The sequence below is a fragment of the Gemmobacter sp. LW-1 genome (genome assembly GCF_001303875.1).
In the GTDB taxonomy this organism is placed as follows: domain Bacteria; phylum Pseudomonadota; class Alphaproteobacteria; order Rhodobacterales; family Rhodobacteraceae; genus Gemmobacter; species Gemmobacter caeni.
Genome location: NZ_LJSC01000022.1, coordinates 23873 through 46983 on the forward strand (window position 1 = coordinate 23873; position 23111 = coordinate 46983).

A 23111-nucleotide genomic window follows, 5' to 3' on the forward strand; every position below is an offset into this window, starting at 1 on the left:
GCTGGCGCGCAGGCTGCGCCGCGCTATCCTGCCGCTGACCCCTGCGAGAGCGATCATGTCCGAATCCCCGCCGCTCACTGACCCGCGCCTTCCTCCCGGTGCTGAACTTCTGTCGCGTGGCCGCGCGCTTGCCCGTGACTGGCGCGTCGGCCCTTGCCCGTTCTTCGCCGAGAAGGCTGTGACGTCCGAGGCGGAATGGAAGCGCCGCATCGGTAACAGCCGCATCATGCAGCACGCCCATATCGGTTTTCGCAATGTCGACCGCACGCTGGGCGCCATTGCCGAGGTGCATGACCGCTGTGCCGCCCAGAGCGTGACGGTGGATCGCTTCGGCATCACGCTCGACTGGTCGATGGGCTATCCGCAGGCGCTGCGGGAAAAGGCTGCGCGTGGCACCGGCATCGTGCTGACGGGGCCGGAAGATTTCGCCCGCATCACCCATGCCGCCCCCGCCGCCGCGCATTTCGGCGATTTCATGATCGGCCTGCCGGGCTGTGTGGAAAACACCTGCGCCGCGCTGGCGGCAGGCGCCACCTCGGTCGGCAATCTGGGGCAGTATTTCACCTTCCGCCTGCCCTATTGGAACGATGACGTGGCGACGACCGAGGCGACCGTTACCGCCCTTGGCCTGATTGCCGCACAAGAAACGCAGGTGCTGGTGCATTCAAACCTCGATGACGGCTTCGCGGGGCTGTTTCTGGACATGGCCTCGGCGCTTGGCATGGTGCTGGTGGAAAAGCACATCGTCGAAGGGCTGATCGGCGCACGGCTGGCGCATTGCTATGGCCACCATTTCAGCGACCCGCTGTCGCGCATGGCCTTCCATGCCGCGCTGGCGCGGGTGACAGACACGCCGGGCACCATGATCTTTGGCAATACCGTCGCCTATCAGGCTGGGTCTGCGGGGAATTATGCAAGCCTTGCGAGCTATCTTCTGGCTGACATGATGGCGCTGGGTCGCTGGGCCACGGGGCATGCGGTGAACCCTGTGCCGGTGACAGAGAACCAGCGCATTCCCGATGTCGATGAAATTGTCGAGGCTCAGGCTTTTGCCCGTCGCCTGGCCGATCACGCGCCGCATCACGCCGCGCTGACCGACTGGCACCGGGTCGAGGCGCTGGCCGACCGGCTGGTCGCCGGGGGACGCGCCTTCGCGCAGGCGGTGCTGGCCGGGCTGGCCGACCGGGGTGTGCCGGAGGACGACCCCGCGGCCCTGTTGCTGGCGATCCGCCGTATGGGGCCGAAACGACTGGAGGCGCTGTTTGGGCAAGGCCCGCTGGCCGCTCGCGGTCGGGCGCCATTGGTCGCCGCCGAATGGGCGCGCGAACTGGATGAAAAGGCCGAACGCTGGGTCGCCGGGCAAACCGCGCTGCCGCGCCGTCTGCGGGTCTGTGTCGGCACCAGCGATGTGCATGAACATGGCAAGTATCTGGTCGAACAGGCGCTGGAAGGTATGGGCGTCGAGGTTCTGGACGGTGGCGTCAGCACAGATCCCGAAGCGCTGGTCGCGCAAGCCTTGGCTGAAGGGGCCGAGGCGCTGGCGATCAGCACCTATAACGGCGTGGCGCTTGGTTACGCGCAGGCTGTGATGGCGGCGCTGAACCAGAGCGGGGCGACGCTTCCGGTTCTGATCGGCGGCAAGCTGAACCAGATCCCCGATGCGTCAAACACCGGCCTCCCGGTTGATGTGACGGCGGAGATTGCGGCCCTTGGCGCCACGCCCTGCGCGGGGCTGGATGACATGCTGCCCGCGCTGCGAAAGCTGCTATAGCGCGGCGGCCTGTCCGGCCCGCAGCGCAGCGGCCAGCAGCAGACCCAGCCAGCGCTGCTCTGCCCCATCCGCGCGCGAGTTCAGCAGGATCGGCACGCACCCGCCCAGCACAAGGCTGGCGGTGCGGGCATGGCCATGCAGTTTCCACGCCTTGACCGTGGCATTGCCCGCCTCGATGGACGGAAACAGGATCAGATCGGCGCGACCGGCCACCGCCGAGGCCAGCCCCTTCTTTGCGGCAGCGGCTGCCGACAGCGCCACGTCATAGCCGAATGGCCCGTCAACCAGCGCACCGGGGATTTGCCCGGCGGCGGCCTCGGTGGCCAGGGTGCTGGCAGCTGCCGTCGCAGGCTGGCTGGCGCTGACCTTTTCAGAGGCCGCAATGGCGGCAACCCGCAGGGGCGTGACGCCAAGACCCCGGAACAGCGGCACCGCATTCAGGATCATGGCGCGCTTCTGGTCCAGTGTCGGCAAGGGCACGATGCCATTGTCAGTGGCGCCGATCAGCCGGTCGAGGCCGGGCATTTCGGCCAGCGTCAGGTTTGACAGCGTGGCCGAGGCGCGAAGGCCGGTTTCCCGCGCCACCACGGCGCGCAGATAGGCGGCGCTGTCGACCCGGCCTTTCACCAGCACATCGGCGCGCCCCGCCCGCACTTCGGCCACCGCAACAGCGGCTGGGTCGTGGGTATCGGCGATTTCCACCCTCAGACCGGGGGGCAACATTGGGCGCAACAGGGCCGCGTCATCGGCAAGAAAGGCACCGGCGATCAACCCGCGCGCCTGCGCCTCGGCCAGCGCCTCCAGAACCGCAGGATCGGCGGCCCCGGCGACAGCGGGGCGCAGGGGGCGGCTGCCTTTCAGTGCGCGTTCCAGTTCGGTGAAGCTGCGGATCACCATGGCATCGGCTCCACCTCGGGGCTTGGCGGCCAGACCCGCGCAATCTCCTGCCCGGCCAGAACACGGGCCGCCCCCTCGGCCAGTGCCGCGCTTTCGTGACTGCCGGGATAGCAGACCACAGGTGCCAGTGCCGAACAGCGGGCGGTGATCGCCGCGCGCAGCCGGGCCGATTGCGCCATGCCGCCGGTCAGCAGCACCGCATCGGGCCGGAAGTCCAGCACCGCCGCCATGGCGCCGATAGCCTTCACGATCTGATAGACCATGGCCTGCCAGACCAGATCGGCCTGCGCGTCGCCCGCGTCGATCATCGCCTCGACCCGGCGCATGTCCTTGGTGCCCAGATAGGCGAAAACCCCGCCCTGCCCATAAAGCCGCCGCTTCAGCGTGGCCTTGTCGTAAGTGCCGGAATAGCACAGATCGATCAGTGCCATCGGTGGCAGCCCGCCTGCGCGTTCCGGGGAAAAGGGCGAATTTTCCATCCGGTTGGTGCTTTCGACGATCCGCCCGCCTTTCAGCGCGGCAATCGAAATGCCGGCGCCCAAATGCGCCACCACGGCATCCAGTGCGGCGAAGGGCTTGCCCAGTTCCCCCGCCAGCCTGCGCCCGCAGGCCCGGATATTCAGCGCATGAACGAAGGAAAAGCGTGGGATGTCCGGGCAGCCGGATATACGGGCGACAGGTGGCAGTTCATCCACTGACACCGGATCGACGATGAAGGCCGGGCAGCCTGCCGCCGCCGCGATGCGCTGTGCCAGCGGCGCCCCGAGGTTCGAGGCATGGGGATGCAGCGGCCGGTGCAGCGCAAAATCCACCAGCGCGTCGTCGACGGCGATCACCCCCGGCGGCACCGGCGTCAGCATCCCGCCACGCCCAGCCACGGCCACCAGCCGTACCGAAGGGCGGCCGCGCAGGAAAGCCGCAATCGCCTCGGCGCGGAACGGCAGTTGTGCGGCGATGTCGGGGAAAGCGGCCATGACCGCCTCGTCATGGTCCAGCGTCACTTCAGCCAGCGCCCGCACGCCGGCGCCATCCGAGGTGAACAGGCCCAGCCGCGTCGTCGTGGTGCCGGGATTGATGGTCAGGATCGCATCCATGGCCTAACCTGCAAAGCTATAAGAGGTTTTAACCGTGGTATAGAACTCCGCCGCGTGCCGCCCCTGTTCGCGCGGGCCAAGCGAGCTGCCTTTGGTTCCACCGAAAGGCACATGGTAATCCACCCCGGCGGTCGGCAGGTTCACCATGACCATGCCCGCCCGTGCCTGACGGCGGAACTCCCGCGCGTGCCGCAATGAGGTGGTGCAGATCCCGGCGGAGAGACCAAAATCACTGTCATTCGCCACCGCCAGCGCCTCGTCGAAATCCGCGACGCGGATGACGGCGGCGCAGGGGCCAAAGATTTCCTCCCGCGCCACGCGCATGTCGTTGCGGGCGTTCAGGAACAGGGCGGGGCGCTGGAAATGCCCCTCGGTCGGCAGGTCCAGCCGTTCGCCGCCGACCACCTCGCAGCCCTCGGCGCGGGCCAGATCGACATAAGACAGGTTTCCGGCCAGTTGCTGTGCGGAAACCGCCGGGCCGATTTGGCTATCAGGCGCCAGCGCCGGGCCGACACGCAATGCGATCATCTGCCGTGTCAGTTCCGCCACGAAGGCATCGTGAATCCCCGCCTGCACGATCAGCCGCGACGAAGCGGTACAGCGTTGCCCGGTCGAAAAGAACGCGCCGTTCAGACAGGCTGCAACGGCGGTGGGCAGGTCGGCGTCATCCAGCACCACCATCGGGTTCTTGCCGCCCATTTCGAGCTGCACTTTCTTCATCCTCTCGGCCGCCGCGCGGGCGATGGCGCGCCCCGTCGGGACCGAGCCGGTAAAGGAAATCGCCCCGATCTGCGGCGCCTCGACCATGGCGCGGCCCACAACCGAGCCCGGCCCCATGACGAGGTTGAACACCCCCGCCGGGCAGCCCGCCTCATGGATGATCCGGGCGAGCATATGGGCGGTGCCGGGCACCAGTTCAGCGGGTTTCAGCACCACTGCATTGCCATAGGCCAGCGCGGGCGCGATCTTCCACGCCGGGATGGCGGCGGGAAAGTTCCATGGGGTGATCAGACCGACCACGCCTACCGGCTCGCGTGTGACTTCGATGTCGACGCCGGGGCGGACAGAGGCCAGCGCCTCGCCCGACATGCGCAGCGCCTCGCCCGCGAAGAAGCGGAAGATCTGCGCCGCGCGGCGGGCCTCGGCCAGCGCTTCGGGCAGGATCTTGCCCTCCTCGCGCGCGAGCATGGTGGCGATGTCTGTCGCTTCGGCCTCGATCCGGGTGGCGATGCGGTCCAGCAGATCGGCGCGCGCCTGCGGACCGGCGGCAAACCAGCCGGGTTGCGCAGCCGCCGCCGCCCCGGCTGCCGCAGTCACATCCCCGGCGGTGCCTGCGGCGTAAAGCCCGATCAGATCCGCGAGGTCCGAGGGGTTGCGGTTTTCACTCAGATGATCGCCCGGCACCCATGCGCCGTTGATCAGGTTCAGATGCGGGTCAGACATGGCAGGCTCCGGGCAAAGCGGGGCCGCGCCCTGCCGGTGGGGCAGGGCGGGCGTCGCGCAAGGGTGGCTGTGGATCAGGCGGCGCGGGCCATCACGGCGGCCTCGATCGAGGCTTCGATGATGTCCAGTGCCTCGTTCAGCTGATCCATCGGGATGGTCAGCGGCGGCAGCAGGCGGATGACGTTGTAGCGCGTGCCGCAGGACAAGAGGATCAGCCCGCGCGCTTCGGCCTCGGCCACGACGGCGGCGGTCAGCGCGGCGTCGGGCCCGTTGGTGGCGCGGTCGGTCACCAGTTCCAGCGCGTTCATCGCACCAAGCCCGCGCACGTCGCCGATGCACTCCATTCCCTGCCGGGCCGCGATCTGGGTCAGGCGGGCGCGGATCACCTCGCCAATCTCGGCGGCGCGCAGGCAAAGCTGTTCATCCCCGATCACATCCAGCACGGCATGGGCCGCGGCCACCGCCAGCGGGTTGCCCGCGTAGGTGCCACCGACGCCGCCGGGGTTCGGCGCATCGACGATCCCGGCGCGGCCGGTCACCGCCGAAAGCGGGAAACCACCGGCCAGGCCCTTTGCCATGGTCACCAGATCGGGGGCGACGCCTGAATGATCAAAGCCGAACATCCGGCCGGTGCGGGCCATGCCGGCCTGCACCTCATCTGCGATCAGCACGATGCCATGTTGGTCACAAATCTCGCGCAACGCGCGCAGGAAGCTGAACGGAGCGATATTGAAGCCACCTTCCCCCTGCACAGGTTCGATGATGATGGCAGCCACCCGCTCCGGGTCCACGGACGAGGCGAAAAGCCGCTCCAGATGTCCCAGCGCATCGGCCTCGGTCACGCCGTGGAAGGCGTTCGGGAAAGGGGCATGTACGATTTCGGGCGGCATGGCCCCGAAGCCCTTCTTGTAGGGTGCGACCTTGCCGGTCAGCGCCATGCCCAGCAGGGTGCGGCCATGGAAGGCGCCCGAAAAGGCGATGACGCCAGACCGCCCCGTGAAGGCGCGTGCCATCTTGATGGCATTCTCCACCGCCTCCGCGCCAGTCGTTACCAGCATGGTTTTCTTATCAAAATTGCCTGGCGTTGCCGCATTCAGCCGCTCGGCCAGCGCGATATAGCCCTCATAGGGCGCGACGTGGAAGCAGGTATGGGTGAACGCCTGCGCCTGTTCTGCGACGGCGGCCATCACACGCGGGTGGCGATGGCCAGTGTTGTTCACTGCGATCCCGGCGGCGAAATCGAGGAAGCGGCGCCCCTCGGCATCCCAGAGTTCGGCGTTTTCGGCGCGGGTTGCATAGATACCGCGCGTGGCGACGCCACGGGCGACGGCGGCGGATTTGCGGCTGGCAAGGCGGGCGGATTCGGACATTGCACTCTCCGGGGCTATACGGTGATTCTGTGTATCAATGCTCAATATATTGAGCAATATAATGCGGTGTGGCAATGCGCTGCATGGCAAAAGATTGCGCGCTTTCGGTGGGCTGACTATGCTGTGCAAAACCAAGGGGTTCGGCATGCAGGATTTCGATGTGGGCGCACGGCTGAAGCAGATGCGGCAGGCAGCAAACCTGTCGCAACGGCAATTGGCCGAGGCCTCGGATGTGCCGCATGGCCAGATTTCGATGATCGAGACCAACCGCTCCAGCCCTTCGGTCTCGTCCCTGCGCAAGATTCTGGGCGGTCTGGGCGTCACCATGTCGGAATTCTTTGAACCCGATGCCCCGGTCACCCAAGCGTTGTTCTTCAAGCCGCACGAGCTGCGCGATCTGACCACCCGGCTTTATTCGACGCTGGAAGGTCCGCGCGGGCGGATCACCTTGCAGCAGGTCGGGGACGCGCGGGCGCATAACCTGCAAATCCTTTACGAACGCTATGAGCCCGGCGCCGATACCGGCGAGCAGATGCTGGAACATGCCTCGCATGAGGGTGGCGTGGTCGTGGCGGGGGAAATCGAGGTGACGGCGGGTGAGCATTGCGCGGTGCTGAAGGCGGGCGACAGCTATCTGTTCGATTCGACCCTGCCGCACCGCTTTCGCAACATCGGCGACCGCGAGGCGCTGGTGGTTTCGGCCTGCACGCCGCCCTATCTGTAAGATGCGCACCCCGTAACGGGGCGCGCCATTGCCTCACTTGCCCAGCAGCACATCCAGCGGAACGGGCTGAGAGATCTGCCATTCATCGACCCGCGCGGGCTTGCCGCCGGTGATCTCGACAATCTGCATCAGCGCGGTGTTCTGGTGGTGCAGCTCGGCGCTGAAGCTGCGCGGGCCGAAGGCGGTGGGTTCGGCCTGCATCTTTTCCAGTTCGGCGGTGACGGCGGCGCCATCCACGGTGCCCGCGCGCTCGACCGCTTTGGCCCAGAGGTCGATCAGCACATAGCCGGGATAGGCATACTGGCTGGCCGGACGCGCGCCGGCCCTGGCCTCATAGGCGGCGTTGAAGGCCTCGACCTCGGGGCGGGGATCGTCACCGTAGATCGTTCCTTGCACCGGCAGCGCAAAGCCCGAAAGCCCCGGTACCGCATCCAGCCAGTAAGACCCGTCCACCGCCGAGCCATTGAGGATCAGCGCCTCGATCCCCGCCGCGCGGATCTGGCGCACTGCCGCCGCTGCACCGGGCATGACCGAGCAGAGCATGATCACATCGGGCGTCTTTTCCAGCGATTTGATGCGTGTGATCTGGCTGGCGATGGAGGCATCGTCGTTCTTGAAAGTGTCGCGGCCGAGGATCTCTGCGCCTTCCAGTTGCGGGAACATCCAGTCAAAGCCGGTACAGATGCCCTTGTTATATTCGATGAACGTATCTTCCAGCACGAAGGCGGTGCGGGCGTCGCGTTTTGCATAGGCCCATTCCGCCATGGTCGCGCCTTGCACCGGGGCGAGGACGGACGATGAAAAGCTGTTCGGGCCAACGCCTTGCAGCCCGGCCTTCACATCCTCGGCGCAGAGGAAGAAGCTGTTCATTCCTTCGCCCTCCGCCACCAGCGCTGCGGGGGCGCCAAAGTCGTAGTCGCAGGACACGACCATCATCTGTGCGCCCTGATCCAGCACGTCGAGCCCGGCCTTGGCGGCCTCGGCCCGGTCGGTGCGGGTGTCGGCCTCCACCACCTTGATCTGCTGGCCCAGCAGACCACCCGCGGCGTTGATTTCCTCGATACGGATTTTCGCGGCGGTGGCGGCAGGGGTGTCATAGGCTTCCATCCAGCCGGATTTGGCGATGGCGAAGCCGACAGTGATGTCATCGGCGGCACGGGCGGGCGCGGTCAGCGCCAGCAGGGCCAGCAAAGAGCAGGCGTATTTCATGGCGAGTCTCCTGTTGGATCCGGGTCAGTTTTGCGATGTGCCGCGCCCGGTGACCCAGCGGGCGGGCAGCATGATCTCGCGCCCGGCCATCAGACCGGCGGGGCGAAAGACAAGGACGAGGATCATCGCAACGGCGATGATGATTTCCTGACTGCCGGGGGGCAGGGCGAAGGTGGCGGTGCCCAGGGTGAAGCCCTTCTCCAGCCGCACCAGCGCCTCCACCGCCAGCGACACTGCCAGCACGCCGATCACCGCGCCCGAAAGCGAGCCGATGCCGCCGACCACCAGCATGGCAAGCATGAGGAAGGTCAGGCTCAGGTAGAACCCGTCAGGATTGATGACACCGATGAAGTGCCCGGCCAGCGCCCCGCCCACGCCGCAGAAGAAAGCCGACAGCGTATAGGCCAGCAGGCGGTGGCGGTATTGGTCGATACCGGAGGCAGAGGCCGCCACCTCATCCTCGCGCGTGGCGCGCAGGGCGAGGCCTGAGGCAGAGGCGGCGTAAAGGCTTGCGGCAAGGATCGCGGCGATGGCCCAGCCAAGTGCCACCCAAGGGGTGACATAGCGCGCCAGCCCCACGACAGACGAAGTACCGCCGGTGACGGGCGTCCAGTTCGCCCAGATCGTGTTGACCATGGCAAGAAAGGCGAAAGTGGCGATGGAGGCGGCGATGCCCGAAAGGCGCAGGATGGCGGCCCCGGTCACCAGCGCCAGCGCGGCTGCCACCAGCCCGGCGGTCAGCGCGGCGGGCAGGACATGCCAGTGCGCCTCGGCCAGTGCGGGTGGCAGGCCGGGCAGCAGCGTCGCCTTCATCGCGGGGTTCAGCGTCGTCCAGGCCGAGACATAGGCGCCCACGCAGGCAAAGGCGGCATGGCCAAAGCTGATGACCCCGGAATTGCCGGCGAAGATCCAGAATCCTACGACCAGCGTGACCCGGATCAGGGTCTCTGACGCCATGCGTGCGGCGGCGCGGTCGCCGAGCGCAAGGGTCAGTGCCACGAAGGCCAGTAGCAGTAGCGCCAGCAGGATCGGTGTGGTGGTCGCCATGCGGCGGCGGATACGGTGTTGCGTGATCATGGCTCAGACCCTTGGTTTGGCGTCGGCGGCGGCGAACAGGCCCTGCGGGCGGAACAGCAGGACGACGATGACCAGCGCGTAAAGGAAGGCGTCGCGGAACGGTCGCGCCGCATCGGGCAGACCGGCTTGCAGCAGGGCGGAGGCCGCGCCGATTGCCAGCCCTGCCGCCACGGCGCCGGGCAGGCTGCCCATGCCGCCAACCACGGTGGCGATGAAGGCGATCAGCATGATCTGCCCACCCATCCGCACATCGGCGACCCCGGTCTGTGCCACCATGACCAGCGCGACCACTGCCGCCAGCGCCCCGGAAAGCGCGAAGGCACCCGAGATCACGCGGTTCGCCCGCACGCCCAGCAGTTGCGCCATGCCGAAATCTGCCGCTGCGGCGCGCATCTCCAGCCCGAGGCGTGAGCGTTTCAGCATCAGGCCAAGTGCGAGCAGGATGGCGATGACCGCCGCAATGACGATCAGTTGCAGCAATGGCACCTCGGCGGGACCGATGCGCACCGGGGCGCCCAGCCCGGCCCAGAGGCTGATCGCCTTGGGCCGCCCGCCATAAAGCACCAGCAAGAAGTTTTGCAGCGCCACGCCAAGCGCGAAACTGCCCACCATCAACGCCACGGGCGAGGCATTGCGCAGCGGCCGGAACACCAGCGCTTCGGCTGCCACGGCAAGCCCCGCGCCGAAGCCAAGGATCGCCAGGATCAGCAGCGGCGTGGGCAACAGGCCCAGCCCCAGCGCCGCCACCGCATCGGTGGAGGGCAGGATCAGCGCGAAGACCGCGCAGGCGATGAACTGGCCATGGGCAAAGTTCACCAGCTTCATCACGCCGAAGATCAGCGCGATCCCCAGCGCCGCAATGGCATAGATACCGCCCAGTGACAGGGCGTCGAACAGAAGTTGCAGGCTCATGCCGGGTCTCCGAAATAGGCTTCCGACAGCAGGTCGGCGGCGGCGAAACCGGCGGCATCGCCATCGGCGACGATGCGTCCGCCACGCATCAGGATCATGCGCCCGCCCACCCGCGCGGCGCGGGTCGAGGATTGTTCGACGATCACCAGCGTCAGCCCGCGCAGGGCTTGCAGGCTGCACAGCCGGTCATAGACCTCGTCCACCACCTTGGGCGCGAGGCCGAGCGAGGGTTCATCAACCAGCATGACCTTGGGGTTGGTCATCAGCGCGCGGGCGATGGCCAGCATCTGTTGCTGGCCGCCCGACAGCGCGCCCGCCGGGGCCTGGGCGCGGGTACGCAGGATGGGAAAGGCGGTAAAGGCCGTCTCCAGATCGTCGGCGACAGCGGCCCGGTCACGGCGGATGCCGGTGCCGACCATCAGGTTCTCCTGCACGGTCAGCCCGCCAAAGATACGCCGCCCCTCCGGCACCATCGACAGCCCGCGCCGCGCGATGCGTTCGGGGCCGAGGCCGGACAGGATGTCGCCATCCATCTCGATCCGGCCACGCGCCGCAGGCACCGCGCCCGAGATCGCGCCCAGAAGCGAGGATTTGCCCGCGCCATTGGGGCCGGAAATGAACAGCCGCTCCCCTTCGGCCACGGTGAAGGACAGATCGGAAATCGCGGTCAGCTTGCCGTAGCGCACCGCAAGGTCATGGATGCCCAGCTTCGCCATCATGCGGCCTCCGCCTGGTCTGCGCCGAAATAGGCTTCGCGCACGGCAGCAGATCCAAGGATTGTGGCACGGTCGCCCTGTTCGATGACGCGCCCGCCATCGAGCACGACAACATGCGCACAGACCGACAGCACGAGGCCGACATTGTGTTCAATGAGCAGGCAGCCGATGCCCTTTTCCGTGGCGATGCGGCGGATCAGGCCGGCCAGATCGGCGGCCTCTTCTTCCGACATACCGGCGGCGGGTTCATCCAGCAGCAGGTAATCCGGGTTTCCGATCAGCGCGCGGGCAATGGCGATGCGGCGCTCGTCGGTATAGGGCAGGCCGGCGGCGGGGCGGCTTTCCAGCGCCTCCAGCCCCATCCAGTGCAGCACTTCTGCCGCTGCCTGTTCCGCCGCCGCGCGGCGCATGCCAAGTCCCACGCCGGTGCAGGCGAGATTATCGAGCACATCAAGGCCCCCGAACAGCCGCCCGGCCTGAAAGGTGCGCGCCACGCCCGCGCGGCGAAAGCCATGGGCGGGCAGGCGCGACATGTCGCGCCCTTCCAGCACCACCCGGCCGGTGTCCGGACGCTGGAAGCCGGTGAGCGTGTTGACACAGGTCGTCTTGCCCGCCCCGTTCGGCCCGATCAGCCCGGTAACTTGTCCGGGCGCAATGGCAAGGCTGACCTCGGTCAGCGCCCGGAAGCCGCCGAAGGCGACCCCCACCTGTTCCAGCGTCAGGGCCATCTCAGGCGACCTCGGTCGCGCGCTGCGGCTGTGCCGTGCCGGTCTGGGTTGCCAGCGTCAGAACGTAAACGCCAGAGGCATCCAGCTCCGCCAGCCAGCCGGGTTCGATCACGATGGTGGTCGTGACCTCCTGAATGACAGCCGGGCCGGTGATGCGGTCGCCCGCGCCCAGTGCCGCACCGTCATAGACGGGGGTTTCATGCGCGATGCCGTCGGCGTTGAAGATCATCTCGCGCGTGCCCTTCAGTGCCGAATGCGCGCCCTTGCCGGGGACGACGGTCATGCGGCCGGGCTTGTCCACCGCGCCGGTGATCGCGCTTTCGACATTGACCACCTCGACGGCGCTGTTCGGCTCGGCATAGGTGTAGAGCTCCTCATGCCGGGCGTGGAAGGCGGCCTTCAGACGTTCCAGCGCGGCCTCGGTCACCTCGAACGGGTCGACGTCCACGGTGCATTCATGCACCTGTCCGACATAACGCATGTCGAGGCTGCGGCGGATGCTGATCGTGTCATCGGTGAAGCCATCGGCCATCAGATCGGCACGGCCGCGTGCCTCCAGCCCGTTAAACAGGCCGTTCAGCTTTGCGGCGGATTCGGCGCCTTCCAGACGGGCGGCGGCGGGGGCCATGTAGTTGTATTTCACATCGGAAATGATCTGCCCAAAGGCGCAAAGCCCCGAGGCCAGCTTCGAGATCAGCACCTTGCGGGTGCCCATCTCGCGTGCCAGCGCCGTGATATGCGCCGCCGTCGCGCCGCCCGCGCAGTTCAGCACGAAATCGCGCGGATCATAGCCCCGCTCGACCGAGACGCGGCGGATCGCGTTCACCATGTTGTTGTTGACGATGGTGAACATGCCATAGGCGGCCTTTTCCACGCTGATGCTCAGCGGATCGGCCAGATGGGTCTTGATCGCGGCGCGTGCCTTTTCGACGTTCAGGGGCAGGCGGCCCCCCACCAGACCATCGGGGTTCAGATAGCCCAGCACCAGATTGGCATCGGTGGTGGTGGGTTTCTCGCCGCCTCGGTCATAACAGGCCGGGCCGGGTTCGGACCCCGCCGATTGCGGCCCCATCTGCATCAGGCCCATGCTGTCGATCCAGCCGATGGAGCCGCCGCCCGCGCCCAGCGTTTCGACCTGGATCATCGGAATACCGATGCGATAGCGCAGGAAATCGACGTTTTTCGACACATTCGCGCGGCCATCGCGGGTCAGCGTGATGTCGAACGAGGTGCCGCCCATGTCGACGGTGATGATGTCCTTCATGCCCCAGGGCTGGCCGAGCCACAGCGCGGCCTGCGGTGCCGAGGCGGGGCCGGAATTGATGGCATAGACCGACTGGTCCGACACAACCTTGCCGAGCGCCAGCCCACCGTTCGACTGGAAGTAGCGCACGGGATGGCGGGCGCCGAGGCTGCGGAAATAGGCGTCCACTGCCTCGACATAGCGTTGCAGGATCGGGGCGAGATAGGCATTCACGATGGCGGTGGAGGTGCGGGTATATTCGCGCACCTGCGGGTAAAGCTGGCTGCCCACGGTCAGCCGGACATCCGGCATCATCTCGCGCACGATTTCTGCAGCGCGGTTTTCATGTTCGGGGTGCAGCACCGACCAGACAAAGCTGATGGCGACGGATTCGACGCCCTCGCGCAGGAAATGCCGGCAGGCCTCGCGCACGTCATCCTCGTTCAGGGGTGTGTGGACCTGGCCGTTCGACAGCACCCGTTCACCGACGCCCCGGCGCAGATAGCGCGGCACCAGCATGGTGGCGGGCGGATAGTCGGGGTCGTAGCGATAGCCGTCTTCCTTGTGGCCAAGGCGGATCTCGATGCTGTCTTCATGGCCGCGTGTGGCGATCAGGCCGGTCTTGGCGCCGTTATGGGTGATCAGCGCGTTCAGCCCGACCGTGGTGCCGTTGATGCAGAGATCGGCGTTGGAGACGATGGTTTCCGGCGAAAGCCCCGTTTCCTCTTCGATCAGGGCGAGGCCGTTGCGGATGGCGGCGGTCGGGTCGTTGGGGGTGGAGAGCGCCTTGAAGATGCGCACGCCGCCCTTGCGATCGGCGAGGATGAAATCGGTGAAGGTGCCGCCGGCGTCGATGCCGAGACGATACTGGTTCTGCATGGGTTGCGGTCCTTTGGGATGGTGGGGCCGGACGGGGGGCTGTCTGCCCCCCGAACCCCCCGAGGATATTTTTCGACAGAAAATGGGGATCAGGCGGCGCGGAGTTTCGCGGTGGCGGCGTGATCGACGCTCAGGCTGTCGCGGTCGGTGATGACGACGCCATAGTCGAGGCGGGCGCCTTCGAGGCTGACGAGGCCGTTGCGCACGTCTTCGACCACCTTCTGGATGTCGCGTTCGAACGGGTTGCCGTAACCGCCGCCGCCGGGGTTCTTGTTGGCGGCGCGTTCGCCGGGCTGGATCGTCTCAATCACGTTTTCGGTGATGATCCGGGTCTGCCCGTTGCGTGTGACCTCCAGCCGTCCAACCTTGGGCTGGATCAGCGCCGATTTCGCGCCGGCGGCACCCATGGCGGGGATGCGGCGGCCTTCGCCGAAGGTGACGAGCGTCATGGGCGTGTCCATCGGCTCCACCTCCCAGCAGGTGCCGGAGCCGCCGCGGTTCTTTCCCGCGCCGCCCGAATCTTCCATCAGCCCGTAGCGGTGAATGATGATCGGGTAGCTGTGTTCCAGCATCTCGATGTCGCCGCTGGTCAGCGCGCCGAAGCAGCATTCCGGGCCGCAGGCATGCCAGCCATCCTGTGCTGCCGTGGCGCCCGCGCCCGAGATGATCGAGGCCAGCACCATGGTCACATATTCCTCGTCATGGCGCTTGTCCCAGCCTGCGATGTTGCAGCCATTGGCATGGCCCCAAGAGGCCGAGACCTTGGCGGGCGCTGCCTGTTCAAAGGCAAGCCGCACGGCGTCGGTCAGGGTTTCCATCGGCGTGGTGGTGCAGTTCATGTGCGGAGCAGGGGATTTTGCGTTGCACAGCGTGCCCTTCGGCCCCATGTCGGTGGTGACACAGCGATAGAGCCCCTCGTTATAGGGCGGCGGCAGTTGGGCAAACATCATCAGCCCGAGATAGACGCCGGAATGGCTGTTCCCTTCGTAGCTGTTGATGAAATAGGGCACCTGCGGCGGCGAAGCGATCTCGATATGACAGGCATCGCCCTTGATGGTGACGGTGGCGGTGATGTCGAAATCGCCAAAGCCGTGGCCGGCATCCTCAAGGATCGCGGTGCCGGTATAGGTGCCGTCGGGCACGCCCGCGATCAGCTTGCGCATATGCGCCTCGGCCATGTCGAGCAGTTCGGCGATGCAGTCCTGCACCACGTCTTTGCCGTATTTCTTCATCAGGTTGATGAGGTTGCGCGCGCCCACCTGACAGGCGCCGATCAGCGCGTTGAAGTCGCCCTCCTGGTCGCGGCGGGCGCGCATGTTGGTCAGGAGCAGGTTCATCACGTCATGGCGCGGCTTGCCCTTGTCCCACAGTTTCACCGGCGGGATGCGCAGGCCTTCGGCGAAGATCTCGGTCGCATTGGGGTTGTAGCCCGCCGGAACCGGGCCACCGATATCGGTCAGGTGGCCCTTGCAGACGGTCCAGAATACCAGCTCACCTTCATAGAACACCGGGTAATACATGCAGGTGTCGATGATATGCGAACCGCCATAGGCCGGATCGTTGTGCAGGATCAGGTCACCCTCGTGGATCTCGCCCTCGAAGAACTTCGCCACCGATTTCATCGCGGGGATCAGCGAGCCGAGGTGGATCGGGATGTCCTGTCCTTGCAGGATCATCTCGGGCGTGTGGTTGAACAGCGCCGTCGAATAATCATGCGCGAGGTTGAAGACAGAGCTGCGCGCCGTCTGTTCCAGCGTCAGGGTCATTTCGCGCTGGGTGGTTTCCAGCACACCGCGCACCACCGAAAGGGTGATCGGGTCCACGTTGCGTTTGGTCATGTCGGTCCTTCCCGTTGGGAAGCAGCCACGAAAACAGGCACGCCGGGGGCGCGGTTGTCCTTCTCCCTGTTTCCGGGCCGCTTGCCGGCCTCTCAAGATGGCAGACAGGATGACGCGGGACGCGGCCACGATCTTGCAGACCGGCGCGGGATCATTTGCAAACCGGCGCAGGGATGGGCAGGGCCTTGACGCCCTGCGCATGACCCTTTGTCATTCCGTGCAGGCCGGGCGCGTCGCCGCGAAATTTTCTTGAACGGAAGGGCGTTCGTGGTTAGCGATTCTTGCAGGCCCTCCGGGGGAGATCGCCATGGACATCACTGCCCACAGCACGGCCCTGACGGCCCCCGCGCAGCGGGCGGCGCACTGGAACCGTGTCATTGCCGAGACCTATTTTCCGCTGCATCTGACCTATCGGGATGCGCGCAGCTTCACCGGCACGCTGGAGCGGCGCGAGATGGGGCAGGTGTCCCTGTCGCGGCTTTGCACGGAACCCCTGCAATACGAACGCCTGCCCGACCACATCTCGCATACGCGGGAGGAGGAATATCTGGTCACCATTCCGCGCCGCAGCCCGGTGGAGTTTCATCAGCTTGGCCGTCAGGTGCGCTGTGATCCCGGCGGGTTTATCCTGGAACGCGGAGACGAACCCTATCGGTTCTCCTATGGCGCTGCGAACGAACTGACGGTGCTGAAAATCTCGAAGCGCATGCTGGCGGAAAAGCTGCGCGACCCGGATCGGTTCTGCGCGCGCATCATAGACGCGGGCAGTGGCCTGCCCGCGCTGTTTTCGGCGATGATGGGGCAGCTGCAGGTACTGCCGGAAACCGAGGCGCGGGCGGCGGCCATTCTGGGGCGGCAGACGGTCGAGGTGCTGGCGCTGGCGCTGGAGGGCAATACCGAAGATGGCGAGGCGGGCGTGCGCACCGCCGTGCGGGCGGGTCATCTGCGGCGGGCAGAGCATGTCATCCGGCAGAACCTGTCAAACACCGCCCTGTCACCGGAATATGTGGCCGATGCCTGCGGCATCTCCAAACGCTATCTGCACGAACTGTTCAGCGATACCAACAAGACCGTCTCGCAATTCATCCGCGAGGAACGGCTGATCGCGGCGCGGGATGTGATCGGCGCCTCGCGGCATCTGTCGATGGCCGAGATTGCCTATCGCTTCGGCTTCTCCGATCAGGCGCAGTTCTCGCGGCTGTTCAAGGCGTTGTTCGGCCTGACCCCGACCGACTGGCGCAGGCAGGCTGGCGATGCTTGACAGGCGGGCCGGGTGCTGCGCAGCCTGACCCCGCGAACAGGAGGGGGCGCCATGCAGGATCATCATTGTCACACCAGCAGCATCGTGGTGAACCGCCCGGCAGAGGTGGCCTTTGCCATCATGTCCGACGGGATAGCGCAGGGCCAGTGGGCCTGGGGCAGCGCCAACCGGCGCGAGGCGGAGCCGGGGCTGTTTGTAGGCACCTCGGTCTTTTCGGGCAAGGAAACCTGGGTCCGGCTGAACGCCGATCCGGCACGGTTTCAGGTGGATTACGACGTCGGCCCGTCGAAAGAGGCCATGCAGTTTCGCAACATGTCGCGGGTGATCCCCGGTGACGTGCTGAAGATCGGCGCCGACAAATGCGTGGTGACGCTGCTGACATGGCGGCTGGCCACCCAGACCGATGCGGAATGGGAGCAGATGGGCTGCATCCACGAGGCGGAGATGTTTCTGATCCGGGGCCTTCTGGAACGGAGTTAACCGTTCCCGGCCAGTGCGGTGATCACCTCGAAGGCCGTGGCCACATCGGCCTCGGTCGCGTCGAACTGGCCGACCTGAAAGCGGATCACCAGCCCATCCTGCACCCGCGTCTGCGTGATGTAGATGCGGCCATCATCATTAATCCGGTTGATGAAGGCCTGCTGCGCCGCCTCATCCGCGCCTTTCAGCCGGAAGGTGAACAGTGACAGGACTGGCTCGGTCACGATCTCGAACCTCGGATCGGCGCGCAGCCGGTCTGCAAGCGCCTGCGACCAGCGCACATGGTTGCGGATGCGGGTGCGCAGCCCTTCCAGCCCGTAATGCCGCAGCACGAACCAGAGTTTCAGCGCACGGAAGCGGCGGCCCAGCGGAATCGACCATTCCGAATAATTGACGATCCCGTCCGCGCCATGGGTCTTGAGGTATTCCGGCCGGATCGCCAGCGTCCGCACCAGCGGTTCGGGGTCGCGCAGGAAATGCGCCGCGCAGTCGAATTGCACGCCCAGCCATTTATGCGGATTGAACACGATGGAATCGGCGCCTTCTATGCCGGTCCACAGCTCGCGGAACTCGGGGCAGATCATCGCGGCGCCTGCCCAGGCTGCATCGACATGGGTGTAAAGCCCGTGCGCTTTCGCAACCGCAAGCGTCGCCGCAACGTCGTCGCAGGCGCCGGTTCCGGTGCCTCCGGTGCAGGCGATCACCCCGCAGGGGTGCAACCCCGCCGCCAGATCGGCACGGATGGCGGCATCCAGCGCCGCCGGGTCCATGCTGCGCCGCGGGCCTTGCGTCGGGATGCGGACGAGGTTCGCGGCCCCGATGCCGGAAATCCAGATCGCCCGGTCGATGGAGGTATGCACCTCGCCCGAACAATAGACCCGCAGGTGCGGCTGGCCGCTCAGGCCCTGTTCATTGCCCGCCCAATCCAGTGCGCGCTCCCGCATCGTCAGCACAGCGGCGAGCGTGGCGGACGAGGCGCTGTCCTGAATGACCCCCTTGAATCCCTCTGGCAGACCAACCGACTGGCGCAGCCAGTCCATCATCACCGTCTCCATCTCGGTCGCGGCGGGCGAGGTCTGCCACAGCATGCATTGCGCGGCGACGGTGCTGGCCAGAAACTCGGCCAGCATCGAGGGCGGCGTGGCATTGGCCGGGAAATAGGCGAAGAAGCGCGGGTGCTGCCAATGTGTCATGCCGGGCATCACGATCTGTTCGAAATCGGCGAAGATTGCCTCCATCGCCTCGGGCATTTCCGGCGGGCAGGCGGGCAGGGCGGCGGCCACTTCGCCGGGACGGGTGCCGGCGCGGACCGGGCGCTCGCGCAGACCCTGATGATAGTGTGCGCCCCAATCGGCGATACGGGCGCCCCAGTGGGCGAAATCAGTCCAGTTCATCGGGGCTCCTTGGCCGTGGCTTCAGGGATGGCGCAGAGCTTACCGCATTGTGCCTGTGGGGCCGGGCTTTCCGGATCGTTCAGCCCGCATCCTGCGGCGTGGTCATCTGCGCTCCTCCCCCGGGTGGGCAAAGCTTTGCTGCTTGGCCCGGTCCCGTCAAGCAGGCTGGGTGCGTGCATGGTGCCACAGCGGACTGCGATCCGCCCGCCGCGCTGCGGCGCGGCCTTGACTCGCGCAGCCCCCGGACCCTAGATCGCACGACCAAGTTCCGGCCCGCCGGATGAAAAGGGAATACGGAGGAACGCCTGCGTTCTGGCCGTAGCTGCCCCCGCAACTGTCAGCGGTGAGCGACGTCGATCATGCCACTGGGGCGGCAAAGCCCCGGGAAGGCCGGCAACGCTACGACCCGCGAGCCAGGAGACCTGCTTGGAGGATCACCCTTTCCGGGCGCGAGGGGCGCCATGGAAGCGGCCTTAACCGCAGCGGTGACAGCAAGCACTGTCTGCGGAACCCTTTCCGCGACACATCGGGTCTGTCGGGCATTTGCCCGCGATTGGGAGAACGGAACATGGGTTCCAAACGCGTGTCGTATCTTGGTCTTCTGGCCACCACCTGCCTTCTGGTGCCGGGCGCTGCCGTGGCGCAGGAGGTCACCGAAATGGATGAGATCATCATTTCCGGCGGCCTGACCGGCATTGCCGCCAATGCCTATGGCCGGTCGGTCACCGTGCTGGATGGCGCCGAAATCGCGGATCGCGGCATCGCGACGGTGCAGGATGCCCTGCGCGCGCTGCCCGGGGTTTCCGTGACCGGCTCGGGCAGCACCTATACGCAGGTGCGTATCCGGGGCGGCGAGGCCAGCCATACGCTTGTGCTGATCGACGGGATCGAGGCCAGTGCCGGGTCCGATGAATATGTCTTCACCGGGCTGGAAGCCGCCGATATCGACCGGATCGAGGTGCTGCGCGGCCCGCAATCGGCTTCTTACGGCTCCAATGCCTCGACGGGGGTGATCAACATCATCACCAAAAAGGGCGATGAGGGCACGCATTACGGCGGCCGGATCGAGTTCGGCAACGGCACTGCCGCCTCGGCCTTCCTGTCGCAGCGCAGCGCGCGCGGCGGGCTCAAGCTGAGCCTCTCGGATCGTGATGACAAGGGCTATGACCAGTCCGGCGATGGCGGCGAGAAGGACGGTATCCGCCGCCGCACCCTGAACCTGTCGGGCGACTGGCAGGCGACCGAGGATCTGACGCTGGGCTTCACCCTGCGCCGCTCGAAAGAGCGCTACGACTATGATTCCGAAAACTGGGCCGCGACCGATGCCGACAGCTACGTCGTGGATGACCCGGCGCCCTACAGCAACCGCGATGAACAGACCGGCGCTTTGTGGGCGGAATTTTCGATGCTGGATGGCCGGATGACCCATCGGCTGGAATGGCAGAACACGCTGTTCAGGCAGAGCTTCAACGGCGGCCCGACCACGCGGGGTGAGACCGGGAAGCTGAAATACCGGCTCAGCTACGCGCTGGACGGACAGGCGGTGGAAGATGCGTCGCACCTGCTGAACCTGCTTGCGGAAAAGGAGGATGATGAATCCTCGGCGGCGCCGGGTTACAAGCGCGGCATGACCTCGGTCGCGCTGGAATATCGCGGCTTTCTTGACAACGGGCTGGACATCCAGGCTGGCATCCGGCGCGACAACAACAAGACCTTCGAGGATTTCACCAGCTGGAACATCGGTCTGTCGTGGCGCGTGCCGGATACCGGGCTGCGCGTCCATGCCTCGGCGGGCCGCGCCTCGGTCAACCCGTCCTATTACGAACTTTATGCCGATGACAGCTACACGCTGGGCAATCCCCGTCTGGCACCCGAACGCAACACCGGCTTCGATCTGGGGATCGAGACCGAGGTTCTGGGCGGTCGCGGCCTGATCGACATCACCTATTTCAACGAGAAGCTGGAAGACGAGATCACCTATGCCTATGGCGCGGCACCCGATGGCTCGGGCCGGGCGACCTATGTCAACCAATCGGGCAAAAGCCCGCGTCAGGGGATCGAGCTCAGCGGTCGCCTTCAAGCCACCGACGCGCTGTCTCTGGGGATGAACTACACCTATCTGGACGCAAAGAACCCCGACGGCTCGGTCGAGATCCTGCGCCCCCGGCACGAGCTTGGCCTGTCAGGCACCTGGCAGACCTTTGGCGGCCGCGGTTCGGTTACGGCGGACATCCGCTATGCGGCGGGGAATTACAGCACCGAATACTGGGGCGCCTTTGCAACCCGCAAGACCCCGGTCTGGACCACCGTGAATGTCGCCGCGCGCTATGATCTGACCGACAGCGTGCAGCTGACCGGGCGCGTCACCAACCTCTTTGACCGCAAGAATGTGGAAACCTGGGGTTATGCAACGCCCGGTCGCACCGCATGGCTGGGGCTGGAGGCGAAATGGTAAGGCAGCTTGCGCTGCTTTTGCTGCTGGCCGGTCCGGTAAGCACCGGGCCGGGGTTCGCCGCGCCGGAGGCCCCCCGGCGCGTCGTCTCGATCAATCTCTGTACCGATCAGCTTGCTATCCTCCTGGCCGCGCCGGGGCAGTTGATTTCCGTCTCCGATCTGGCGCAGGACCCGCGCTCCTCCACCATGGTCGAGGCGGCCATGGCCTATCCGGCCAATCAGGGTCAGGCCGAGGAGGTTTACCTGATGAAGCCCGATCTGGTTCTGGCCGGAGCCTATACGGCGCGTGCCACGGTATCGATGCTGGAAAGGCTGGGTATCCGCGTGGTCACCTTCCCGCCTGCGAGTTCCATCGCGGAGGTGCGGCAGGGCATGATCGAGATGGGCCGCGCTCTGGGCCGTGAGGCGGCGGCGCAGGCCATGCTGGAGGCATTCGATGCCCGTCTCGCGCGGCTGCCACCGGCCCCGCCGCAGCGCCCAACCGCCGCGACCTTTGCCGCCAACGGCTATGCCTCGGGCAGCCGGAGCCTGGCGGGCGAGATCATCGAACGCGCGGGCTATCACCATCTGGCCGAGGATCTGGGCATGCCCATGGGCGGCTTCCTGCCGCTGGAGGCGCTGATCATGGCCGACCCCGATCTGGTGATTGCGGGCGATCCCTATCCCGGCGCCTCGCGCGCCGAAGAGGTGCTGCACCACCCCGCGCTTGCCGCGCTGACCGGCGGGCAGACGGTGCTGGAGGAGAATGACTGGGTCTGTGGTCTGCCCGCGCTGCTGGATGCGACCGAACGGCTGGCCGCGACCCGCAAGGGGGTCGCGCCATGAGCTTTGCGCGGCTGCTGACCCTGCTCGCTGTGCTGGTTGCGCTGATGTTCCTCGCCTCGCTGGTGACGGGCGTTGCGGCGGCGGGTCCAGGGGAGTCCCTGCGCGCTCTGGTTTTTGGCGATGGCGGGCCGTTGACGCTGGTGATGCGGGAAATCCGGCTGCCGCGTGCGCTGCTCGCGGTGATGGTGGGGGTGAGTCTTGGCCTTTCGGGGGCGGCAATGCAGGGGCTCTTGCGCAATCCGCTGGCCGAACCCGGTCTTATCGGCGTTTCGGCCTCGGCGGCCCTCGGCGCGGTGCTGGCATTGCAGACCGGCTTTGCGGCCGCCTTCACCCTGGCACTGCCATTTTCGGCGCTGGCGGGGGCGCTGGCGGGAGTGTTGCTGATCCTGCTGCTGGCGGGCCGCAGCGGTGGCGCGCTGGCGCTGATCCTGGCGGGGGTGGCGCTGTCGGCGCTGGCCGCCGCGATGACCTCTCTGGTATTGAACCTGTCGCCCAACCCCTTTGCAGCCAATGAAATCGTGTTCTGGATGATGGGATCACTGGCTGACCGCAGCTTTGCCCATGTCTGGATCGCCCTTCCGATCATGGCGGCGGGCTGGCTTGCGCTGGCGCGGACAGGCCGGGGGCTGGAGGCGCTGACGCTGGGCGAGGATGCCGCTGCCGCTATGGGCACCGATCTCCGCCGCCTGCGGTTGCTGGTGGTGACGGGCGTTGCGGCCTCGGTCGGCGCCGCCACGGCGGTGGCAGGCGCGGTGGGCTTCGTCGGGCTGGTGGTGCCGCATCTCTTGCGTGGCGC

At 66.5% G+C, this 23111-nt stretch carries 19 protein-coding genes and 1 riboswitch; of the genes, 7 read left to right on the forward strand and 12 right to left on the reverse strand.

The annotated features are described in order from the left end of the window. The first annotated feature begins 55 nt into the window (after positions 1–55). Complete coding sequence (locus AO684_RS03195; RefSeq protein ID WP_054301301.1) at positions 56–1771, forward strand: cobalamin-dependent protein; 1716 nt, start codon at positions 56–58, stop codon at positions 1769–1771. Here AO684_RS03195 and AO684_RS03200 read toward each other — a convergent pair. From AO684_RS03200 to gabT, 4 genes are all read right to left on the reverse strand, one after another. After that, on the reverse strand, positions 1766–2668 hold the full coding sequence (locus AO684_RS03200) for a phosphate acyltransferase (RefSeq protein WP_054301302.1): 903 nt from the start codon (positions 2666–2668) through the stop codon (positions 1766–1768). The two genes, AO684_RS03195 and AO684_RS03200, sit on opposite strands and share 6 nt — an antisense overlap. Continuing rightward, entirely contained in the window at positions 2662–3762 is a 1101-nt protein-coding gene (gene buk / locus AO684_RS03205; RefSeq protein WP_054301303.1) for a butyrate kinase, read from the reverse strand. The genes AO684_RS03200 and buk overlap by 7 nt, the downstream gene beginning before the upstream one ends. Before the next feature lie 3 nt (positions 3763–3765). Next, entirely contained in the window at positions 3766–5205 is a 1440-nt protein-coding gene (locus AO684_RS03210; RefSeq protein ID WP_054301304.1) for an aldehyde dehydrogenase family protein, read from the reverse strand. Positions 5206–5279: 74 nt separating this feature from the next. Continuing rightward, a complete protein-coding gene (gene gabT, locus AO684_RS03215; RefSeq protein ID WP_054301305.1) occupies positions 5280–6575 on the reverse strand; it encodes a 4-aminobutyrate--2-oxoglutarate transaminase in 1296 nt (431 codons plus the stop codon). A gap of 145 nt (positions 6576–6720) precedes the next feature. Here gabT and AO684_RS03220 point away from each other — a divergent pair, with 145 nt between their 5' ends. Beyond that, entirely contained in the window at positions 6721–7299 is a 579-nt protein-coding gene (locus tag AO684_RS03220) for a cupin domain-containing protein (protein WP_054301320.1), read from the forward strand. A 33-nt stretch (positions 7300–7332) separates the two neighbouring features. On the opposite strand, the gene AO684_RS03225 is transcribed toward AO684_RS03220, so the two are convergent. From AO684_RS03225 to AO684_RS03255, 7 genes are all read right to left on the reverse strand, one after another. Then, a complete protein-coding gene (locus tag AO684_RS03225) occupies positions 7333–8508 on the reverse strand; it encodes an ABC transporter substrate-binding protein (protein ID WP_054301306.1) in 1176 nt (391 codons plus the stop codon). A gap of 24 nt (positions 8509–8532) precedes the next feature. Further along, complete coding sequence (locus tag AO684_RS03230; RefSeq protein ID WP_054301307.1) at positions 8533–9585, reverse strand: branched-chain amino acid ABC transporter permease; 1053 nt, start codon at positions 9583–9585, stop codon at positions 8533–8535. Positions 9586–9588: 3 nt separating this feature from the next. Next, positions 9589–10497, reverse strand: a complete 909-nt coding sequence (locus AO684_RS03235; protein WP_054301308.1) for a branched-chain amino acid ABC transporter permease — start codon at positions 10495–10497, stop codon at positions 9589–9591. After that, positions 10494–11213: an ABC transporter ATP-binding protein gene (locus tag AO684_RS03240; RefSeq protein ID WP_054301321.1), complete on the reverse strand. Its 720-nt coding sequence runs from the start codon at positions 11211–11213 to the stop codon at positions 10494–10496. Before AO684_RS03240 ends, AO684_RS03235 begins: the two co-directional genes overlap by 4 nt. Then, complete coding sequence (locus AO684_RS03245) at positions 11213–11941, reverse strand: ABC transporter ATP-binding protein (RefSeq protein ID WP_054301309.1); 729 nt, start codon at positions 11939–11941, stop codon at positions 11213–11215. Before AO684_RS03245 ends, AO684_RS03240 begins: the two co-directional genes overlap by 1 nt. Position 11942: 1 nt before the next feature. Next, positions 11943–14063 carry a hydantoinase/oxoprolinase family protein gene (locus AO684_RS03250; protein WP_054301310.1) on the reverse strand — a complete coding sequence of 707 codons (2121 nt, stop codon included), beginning with the start codon at positions 14061–14063 and terminating at the stop codon, positions 11943–11945. 89 nt (positions 14064–14152) lie between these two features. Next, on the reverse strand, positions 14153–15901 hold the full coding sequence (locus tag AO684_RS03255; RefSeq protein ID WP_054301311.1) for a hydantoinase B/oxoprolinase family protein: 1749 nt from the start codon (positions 15899–15901) through the stop codon (positions 14153–14155). Between the two features lie 307 nt (positions 15902–16208). Here AO684_RS03255 and AO684_RS03260 point away from each other — a divergent pair, with 307 nt between their 5' ends. Then, on the forward strand, positions 16209–17162 hold the full coding sequence (locus tag AO684_RS03260; protein ID WP_054301312.1) for a helix-turn-helix domain-containing protein: 954 nt from the start codon (positions 16209–16211) through the stop codon (positions 17160–17162). A gap of 51 nt (positions 17163–17213) precedes the next feature. Next, complete coding sequence (locus tag AO684_RS03265) at positions 17214–17642, forward strand: hypothetical protein (RefSeq protein ID WP_054301313.1); 429 nt, start codon at positions 17214–17216, stop codon at positions 17640–17642. On the opposite strand, the gene AO684_RS03270 is transcribed toward AO684_RS03265, so the two are convergent. Continuing rightward, positions 17639–19036, reverse strand: coding sequence for a pyridoxal-dependent decarboxylase (locus AO684_RS03270; RefSeq protein ID WP_054301314.1), 1398 nt, complete (start codon positions 19034–19036; stop codon positions 17639–17641). The genes AO684_RS03265 and AO684_RS03270 overlap by 4 nt on opposite strands. 246 nt (positions 19037–19282) lie before the next feature. Next, a riboswitch (cobalamin riboswitch) is annotated at positions 19283–19481 on the forward strand. A 123-nt stretch (positions 19482–19604) separates the two neighbouring features. Here AO684_RS03270 and AO684_RS03275 point away from each other — a divergent pair. The 3 genes from AO684_RS03275 to AO684_RS03285 form a co-directional block, all read left to right on the forward strand. Continuing rightward, complete coding sequence (locus tag AO684_RS03275) at positions 19605–21491, forward strand: TonB-dependent siderophore receptor (RefSeq protein ID WP_054301315.1); 1887 nt, start codon at positions 19605–19607, stop codon at positions 21489–21491. After that, a complete protein-coding gene (locus tag AO684_RS03280) occupies positions 21485–22315 on the forward strand; it encodes an ABC transporter substrate-binding protein (RefSeq protein ID WP_054301316.1) in 831 nt (276 codons plus the stop codon). Before AO684_RS03275 ends, AO684_RS03280 begins: the two co-directional genes overlap by 7 nt. Next, the coding region (locus tag AO684_RS03285; RefSeq protein ID WP_054301317.1) for an iron ABC transporter permease at positions 22312–23111 on the forward strand (800 nt) is incomplete at its 3' end. The genes AO684_RS03280 and AO684_RS03285, both read left to right, overlap by 4 nt.